The following is a 6,761-nucleotide window of genomic DNA, read 5'->3' as shown; positions in this document are numbered from 1 at the left end:
GCATGGATGCAACCCCTAGCATGGATGCGCAAGACGGGTGTCACCCATGCGCGTTAGGGGTAGCACCCATGACACCCAATACGTCATTAACCGTCATTAATCCGCCAGAGAAGGTTCTTCCTATCCAAAAACAGAAAATCGAAAAACAGAAAGAGCGCACTTCGGACCAACTCGAAACGTTCTTGGCGCGCTGCAAGATCGACGGAGTGAAGGCCATCCCCGAAGATGATTCGATCTTCAAATATGCCGACATGGTAGGGCTGACGGACCAGATGATGGCTATTGCCTGGTTCTGCTTCAAACAGCGCTTCCTGCACAGCGGAAAGCAGCAGAAGGATTGGAGGGCGCACTTCCGCAATGCAGTGAAGCAAAACTGGTTCAAGGTCTGGTACATCGGGTTTGACGGCAATGCGGGCCTGACGACGGTGGGTCTGCAGGCGTCAAGGGAGATGGAAGCGGCGAAGCGGGGGGATGCATGAGCCAGGTGCCTGCCATGACTCCGTATGCGCATCAAGCTGAGCAATCCGTCCTCGGGGCGCTGTTGCTGGACAACGCCGCGGCAGATCGCTTGGGGGAGCTGAAAGCGCGCCATTTCTATCGCGAGGAGCATCGTTCGATCTTTGTTGAAACGTTGGCGCTCATCTCGAAGGGAGTGCCCGCCGACGTAATTTCGGTTTGGGATCGATTGCAGGCCCGTGGCACCGTCTCCGGAGGCGAGTTGCTGCCGTACCTCAACCAGCTCGCTCAAAACACGCCTAGCGCTGCAAATGTCGAGCACTACGCCGGCATTGTTCTCGACAAGGCCCTGCTGCGCGGGCTGTTGCATGTGACGGGTAAGGCCGAAGATCTGGCTCGTAATCCGAAGGGGCAGAGCGCAGACCAAGTCTTGGACGAGGTCTTGAGCATGGTGTCCACGCTGGCCGAGCGTCGTGCTCGCCAGGAGCCGAAGTCGATCAACGAGCTGTTGGTCGACTTGGTGGAGGCAGTTTCGCGGCGAGCAGAAAGCGGCGACAACGCTATGGCAACTGGCATCAGTTCTTTGGACGAGATGCTGAATGGCGGCTTCAGGCGCGGCCAGCTGGTGATCTTTGCTGGTCGACCGTCTATGGGGAAGACGGCACTCGCGGTGGATGTCGGTCTGAGTATCGCTGAAAAGCACAGCGTGCTGCTTTTCAGTATGGAAATGACCGCGCAGGAAATTACGGCGAGGGCTCTTTCCAGCCGCGGCAGCCTACCATTGTCGCGTCTCTTGGGGCGCATCGGCGATACCGATAGCCAATCCTGGGGCGCGATTACTCACGGATGCAGCCGCCTCAATGAGCTCCGTTTTGCAGTAGACGACACCGCCGCAAGTACCTTGCGCGAGTTGCGCATGCGTGCCAACACGTGGAAGCGCCGGCATGGACTGGATTTGATCATCGTGGACTACCTCGGGCTGATGACAGGTGGGGACGGCGAGAAGCGGCATGAGCAGATCGGATCCTATTCGCGAGGCTTGAAAGCGTTGGCAAAAGAATTGGATGTGACTGTTCTGGCTCTGGCCCAACTCAATCGCAAGTCTGAAGAACGCGCTGACCGTCGCCCGCAACTTTCGGACTTAAGGGACTCCGGCGAGATTGAGCAGGACGCCGACGTGGTGGCGTTGGTCCACCGTTCAGAAATGTATGAGCCGTCAAATGAGACGTTGCGAGGGTTTGCCGAGGTGCTGGTTCGCAAACAACGTAACGGATGTTTGGGAGATATCCCGTTGCGGTTCATGGGGGCGACTTCGCAGTTTGAGGAATGGGACGGGCCTATTCCTAGCACTGCACCGCAGAAAGGCAGTTGGAGAGGTGGCTATGAGTAAGAAAAGGGTAGGTAAGGCTCGCTATTGCGAATGCTGCAGTGAGCGTTTTAAGCCCGGAGGGCAGGCAACGAAAGGAGTCTGCCACGCATGTACGGCGATAGCGCTGGAAATCATCCGGGTTTGTGGTCCGGAATGGGTTTCGACGGAATCAGTCTTGTATGCGCGTAACAGAGAACGGTTGCAACCGCTGATTCGAGCCAGTGCGCGAAATGGCTCGGCGGCATTGTTTGGTGGGATAACGAATCGTTATCCCACGATTTCGTAAATGAAAGGAACCATGATGGAAAAGAACGTAGAACTGAAAGACGCTAAGCCGCTGTTTTCACTGAATAACAATGTTTTGGCGGCGATCGACAAGGTGTTGCAGGCGCTGTCGATGCGCCAGCGTATCGATCAGGCCATTTCGGAGACGCAAGTAACTTGCGCTCAAGCTGAATGTGACCAGGCAATGCAGGACCAGGCGGAGGCAGAGGCTGCTTTGGTGCTGGCAGACACTCGTGAAGAGGCGGCCGAGGCAGAGAAGATTGCCGTTGCTGCTACGAAGAAGGTCGAGAAGAAACAACAGCTCTTGGATCGTGAAAAGCGGTTGGTCGAAGCGCTTTACACCAAGGCCAAACTGGCCGACGCAGATATCCAGGTGGCGCGGGACGAGCTCACCGCAGTGGCCGGCATTCTTGCTGAAGATATCCGCAGCCAGTTGGCGGATCGTCTGGCCGGTATCGTTGATGACATCACCGGCATCTTCAAGCAGGCCTACGCCGCACAGTCCGTTCTCCATAGCCGATCGCTCGGAGGTTTGCTGAGCAATATCAAGATCCCAAATCCGATGGATCCGACCGGACAGTACAACTTGCTGGACGGAGACCGGCTGAAGGTTGGGAACGGTTACGTTTCTCTTGCTAGTGAATGGCGTAATGATGCTGCGTCCAATGCTGTTGCCGACGCATTTGCGCCGCTCAACCAGGCTCGGGCCAAGGGGGATGCTCACAGCAACTTTGTCCACCCGATCCAGCGTCCACAGCCGTACGTCATTCGGGGGTATTCGATGACTGGCATTGATAAGTGATCTAGCGGCACTTAGGGCTAAATGTGTTGGCCGAACCTCCTTGATAGAGGAGGTTCTAGGCGTTGAAGATAGGAGTTTCAATGCAAGATAAAGATGAAGTCAGGCTTGTAGTGGGCGGACGTGAAATATCCGCCTGGACGAGTGTCGAGATATTTCAGGGAATGGAAAATCTGCCGAACGGGGCAGTTCTCAATCTCGCTGAGTTGTACGAGGTTGAAATGGAGTTGATGTCGGTTGCTCCCGGAGACTACGTCGAAATCCATTCAGGTGGGGATTCGTTGATCAAGGGATATGTTGATGAATACCGCGTATCGATGGATCCAGGGAATCATTCGGCAGCAGTGGCGATTCGCGGGAAATGTCAGGATATTGTGGATTGCAGCGCTGAATGGGTTAATGGTCAACTTTCCTATGTCAACGCGTATGAAATTGCCCAGAAGTTGGTCGATCCGTATGGGCGTGTGGCCAGTCGAACCGGGAAAGGACGAAAGCTTCATCCGATACAAGTTATTTGCGCTGTTGATCCGGACGAACTGCGAATCATCCAGCAATTGAATGTGTTGATTGGCGAGACGCCTTTTGACATCTTGTCACGCGTCTGTCGCTATAGTGCGTTGCGCTTCTACGAGAACTCGGACGGTAACTTGGTCTTGTCGCGAGCAGGAACATCTTCGATGTCGAGTGGGTTTGTGGAAGGCGTCAATGTCGTATCAGCTCATATTTCCTATAGAGCACGAGAGCGATACAGCGAGTATCGATGTCATATCTCGTCCATCATGAATGGCCTCGACGGGAGTGATGCGGGCAATGTCTTGGGAGGGAGCTTCGACTTTGGAGTTAAGAGAAATCGCAAGAAGTTTCTTGTAGCTGAGGCCACGGCTGGTTTCGCTGAGCTTTGCATACAGAGAGCAGTCTGGGAGCGGAATGCTCGGAACGGTGAATCTGAAGTCATTCACCTGACTACCGACAATTGGCGGGATAGTACCGGTCGTTTGTGGGAGCCGAACATGCGCGTTTCCGTTTGGCTTCCGTCGCTACGGATGAAGGAACCGGTAAATTGGCTTATCAGGGAGGTGCATTTCAAGAAAGACGATCAAGGTACAACGGCTGACTTGCAGATTGTGCACCCAGACACCTTTAAGCCTGAACCGATGGGTTTGGAGATATCCAATTTGGTCGACACCAGCACAATGTTTAGTCCGGATTATTCACCATCTTGGGAGCGATGATGAGCTTGTACAAGGAAGATAGCACTTTGAATCGCTTATATCGTCGCCTCATCAATGTGTTTGGAAAGGGACGCTTGACGTACTCAAATGACTCTGGAGATGCCCAGATGCTTCAGGCCCGCTTTGGTGGAGACGAACTCATAGACAAGCTGCCACGCTTTTCTGAGTTTGGTTTCACTTCTGTTGCCCCACTAGATAGTGAGGTCCTTGCGGTATTCGTAGCAGGAGATCGAAGCAATGCCGCTGTGATTGCGAGTCACCACAGCGCATCTAGGCCGAAGAATCTGAATGAGGGGGAGACCGCAATCTTCAACCAGGTCGGGATCCGAATTTTGCTGGGTAAAGAGGGTTTGATAATTGATGGAGCCGGTTTGCCTGTAACAATAACTGGTACTCCGAATTTGATCGTGAACGCTAGCGATCACATTCAAATGAATACCCCCACGTTAACAGTGAGTGGCGATATCCAGGCAAATGGGAATATCACCGATCAGATAGGAGCGAATGGGAAATCGATGGCAAGTATGAGACAACTCTACAACGGACATAATCACCAGGTAAGCGGTGTTCAGTCTGGCGCCGCGAATGTAGTCTCTGATCACCCGGGTCAGCAAGCCTAATGTTAAATATCTAGAGGAACTATGATTGAGAAAATTCAAACCGTGATCATCGAGCCGCGTAGAGAAATAGAGTCTGCCAAGACGGGGACTGCGGCAGGAGATTGCAAACAGATAAAAGCTAGCGCCCTCGGTTCCACCTTGCAAGCAAGAGTTCATCATGCTTTTGGTGGTATGACCGAGCAAGGAGTGAAGGTTGCGATCCGAGGATCTGACCATCGTTTATCAAAAGTCAGTGTTGAACTTCGGGTTAGTCACCCTGACTCTTGGTCGAAGCTAGTTCGGCTAGGGGCATTGGACTGAGCCAAAAGCAATTTCACTCCCGTCAGTGGCGGGAGTGAGAGCAAATCAAAAGCGCAGGAACTCCCGGGCGTTTTCCCTAGATGGGTGTATTAATCATGAATCTTGGCCGAGTTCTTTGACATCGAGAGCTCTCCAAGAGAGCTTGGACGATAGGGTAGTGTCACTTGAGGAAACGGCGATTCAGTCGGGGAGAGGGGGCCGCCAAGGGGGGCTTACATTAATTTTTGATGCGGGAGCTTCAAGTGAATTACGAGCAGTTTAGTTTGCTTTTCGAGTCGATTCAGTCGAAGTATTTTCAGATTCACAACAAACAACGAGGGCAAGAAGAGCGAGAAGAGTTAGTGCGGCTGTACTACGAGCTTGAAGATGCGATGAATGCGCGACAAGCTGACGGGGAAAAAACTCAATTCCCGACCTATCCAGAGGGGAAGACTGGTAATGCGGTATTTGCGGAGTTTCTTGTCCAACAGATTGAACGAATGAAATTTCAAATGGAAATCTTTTGCTCGAACCACGGCGGCGCACCAGTTTTCCGAAGAGTTTAAGTTGCACTGTGAGTGGGTGCAGTATGTGAGTGATCCTACGAGGGATCCAGCATGCATAATTTGGGCGAGAGCACGGCAGCGGCTTACGGAAAGCCGAGAAGTTGATGGAAGCGCTCGCCCTAAAATTTCCGATATTTGAGTAGATTCACTCGCGGCGGCTTCACTCTCCAGATGGGTTTGGATGCCGCGAATCTTCTCAGGTATCAGTTGTTGAAACCCCGCTTACGCGGGGTTTTTTGTTTTTGGCTTGGTGAAATACATAATGTTGCGATTGCTCAGTTTTAACCATTCAGAAGATTGAATCGAGTAATCAAGTTCTTCGGAGATGAATATTGCCGTAGTCTTGAATATATTGAACAGGCAGAAATTTACTACCGTTGACTTAAAGAATTTTTCCTTCACTGTAAAGGTTTCGTCTATCACCCGGTAGTAAAAATACTTCTTGTGAGCACCTATAGAATATTCCGGATCAATCAGTGACTCGAAATAGGTCAATTGCTCTGCTTCGTCTGGATGATATTTCGGCATTAAAAAGTGCGGCATTAAAACCAACCGCCCTTTGCTTCGTTTTTTGAAGAATTCGTAGTAGATCGCGCGGGCACCCATTCCCAAGTATTTGGATATTCGGTCAATGTCGACTTCGGTTGAGATTGTTTCCACTTTTTGGCCAGATGGAAGTGTACCTTCTACTTTCAACGGGGTTTGAATTGATAATGCGTGTAAGGACGACGGGACAGCTCCAATTTTGACAAGTTTATCCAGCATTTGCGTAGCGGCAAATTCATCGGCAAATGACGCTGGGTTAGGAACGTCTTTAAATCGATCAAGTATTTCTCGAAACAGGTTAATGTTTTGATCATTGGGCTGTATTCGCTCGATTGAGCGGGCGGCTGCTCGTGCCACTGCCCTATTAGCTACGTCTTTTAGTGGGGCCAGATGTTCGGCTTCGTGCGCACGAATGTCGTTCAAGAGCACCATGCGGACATATTCGTCATCGATTGACTTTGCTTGATTGTGTTTAATGCAAGATGGCACTTCGATGAGCGACGAGCGCCCCCCTTTAGGGAAAAATGACTGTGGCGGGAAATGTTCGGGTGCTACAGCCGGCTCATCACAGGCATAACAAGTGTTTGCTATTTGCATCAAATTCCTTGA

Annotated in this window: 8 protein-coding genes; 7 read left to right on the top strand and 1 reads right to left on the bottom strand. The window is 51.7% G+C overall.

The window, feature by feature from the left end; genetic code table 11:
• The 7 genes from AKL28_RS25100 to AKL28_RS16930 all read left to right on the top strand — a co-directional run.
• Positions 1–479: hypothetical protein (locus AKL28_RS25100; protein WP_231602469.1), on the top strand; the 479-nt coding region annotated here is incomplete at its 5' end.
• A 14-nt stretch (positions 480–493) separates the two neighbouring features.
• The gene (gene dnaB, locus AKL28_RS16950; protein WP_169801807.1) at positions 494–1,846 is read left to right on the top strand and encodes a replicative DNA helicase; all 1,353 of its coding nucleotides are present in this window, start codon (positions 494–496) and stop codon (positions 1,844–1,846) included.
• 277 nt (positions 1,847–2,123) lie between these two features.
• Positions 2,124–2,912: a hypothetical protein gene (locus AKL28_RS16945; protein WP_050469326.1), complete on the top strand. Its 789-nt coding sequence runs from the start codon at positions 2,124–2,126 to the stop codon at positions 2,910–2,912.
• Positions 2,913–2,992: 80 nt separating this feature from the next.
• Positions 2,993–4,141, top strand: a complete 1,149-nt coding sequence (locus AKL28_RS16940; protein WP_050469325.1) for a phage baseplate assembly protein — start codon at positions 2,993–2,995, stop codon at positions 4,139–4,141.
• Positions 4,141–4,761 carry a phage baseplate assembly protein V gene (locus tag AKL28_RS16935; RefSeq protein ID WP_050469324.1) on the top strand — a complete coding sequence of 207 codons (621 nt, stop codon included), beginning with the start codon at positions 4,141–4,143 and terminating at the stop codon, positions 4,759–4,761. The genes AKL28_RS16940 and AKL28_RS16935 overlap by 1 nt, the downstream gene beginning before the upstream one ends.
• Before the next feature lie 21 nt (positions 4,762–4,782).
• Entirely contained in the window at positions 4,783–5,061 is a 279-nt protein-coding gene (locus AKL28_RS24530) for a hypothetical protein (RefSeq protein WP_156226380.1), read from the top strand.
• Positions 5,062–5,303: 242 nt separating this feature from the next.
• On the top strand, positions 5,304–5,606 hold the full coding sequence (locus tag AKL28_RS16930; RefSeq protein WP_156226379.1) for a hypothetical protein: 303 nt from the start codon (positions 5,304–5,306) through the stop codon (positions 5,604–5,606).
• 222 nt (positions 5,607–5,828) lie between these two features.
• Here AKL28_RS16930 and AKL28_RS16925 read toward each other — a convergent pair whose 3' ends face one another.
• Complete coding sequence (locus tag AKL28_RS16925) at positions 5,829–6,749, bottom strand: hypothetical protein (protein ID WP_156226378.1); 921 nt, start codon at positions 6,747–6,749, stop codon at positions 5,829–5,831.
• Positions 6,750–6,761 lie beyond the last annotated feature (12 nt).

It is taken from the genome of Herbaspirillum chlorophenolicum, from assembly GCF_001189955.1.
In the GTDB taxonomy this organism is placed as follows: Bacteria; Pseudomonadota; Gammaproteobacteria; order Burkholderiales; family Burkholderiaceae_D; genus Herbaspirillum; species Herbaspirillum chlorophenolicum.
Note: the sequence above shows the minus strand (reverse complement) of the source record. Positions and strands in the feature narration are given on the sequence as shown.

Coding starts and splice junctions, on each gene's coding strand:
- dnaB (WP_169801807.1), top strand. CDS start 494: ATGACTCCGTATGCGCATCAAGCTGAGCAATCCGTCCTCGGGGCGCTG.
- AKL28_RS16940 (WP_050469325.1), top strand. CDS start 2,993: ATGCAAGATAAAGATGAAGTCAGGCTTGTAGTGGGCGGACGTGAAATA.
- AKL28_RS24530 (WP_156226380.1), top strand. CDS start 4,783: ATGATTGAGAAAATTCAAACCGTGATCATCGAGCCGCGTAGAGAAATA.
- AKL28_RS16925 (WP_156226378.1), bottom strand. CDS start 6,749: ATGCAAATAGCAAACACTTGTTATGCCTGTGATGAGCCGGCTGTAGCA.
- AKL28_RS16935 (WP_050469324.1), top strand. CDS start 4,141: ATGAGCTTGTACAAGGAAGATAGCACTTTGAATCGCTTATATCGTCGC.
- AKL28_RS16945 (WP_050469326.1), top strand. CDS start 2,124: ATGATGGAAAAGAACGTAGAACTGAAAGACGCTAAGCCGCTGTTTTCA.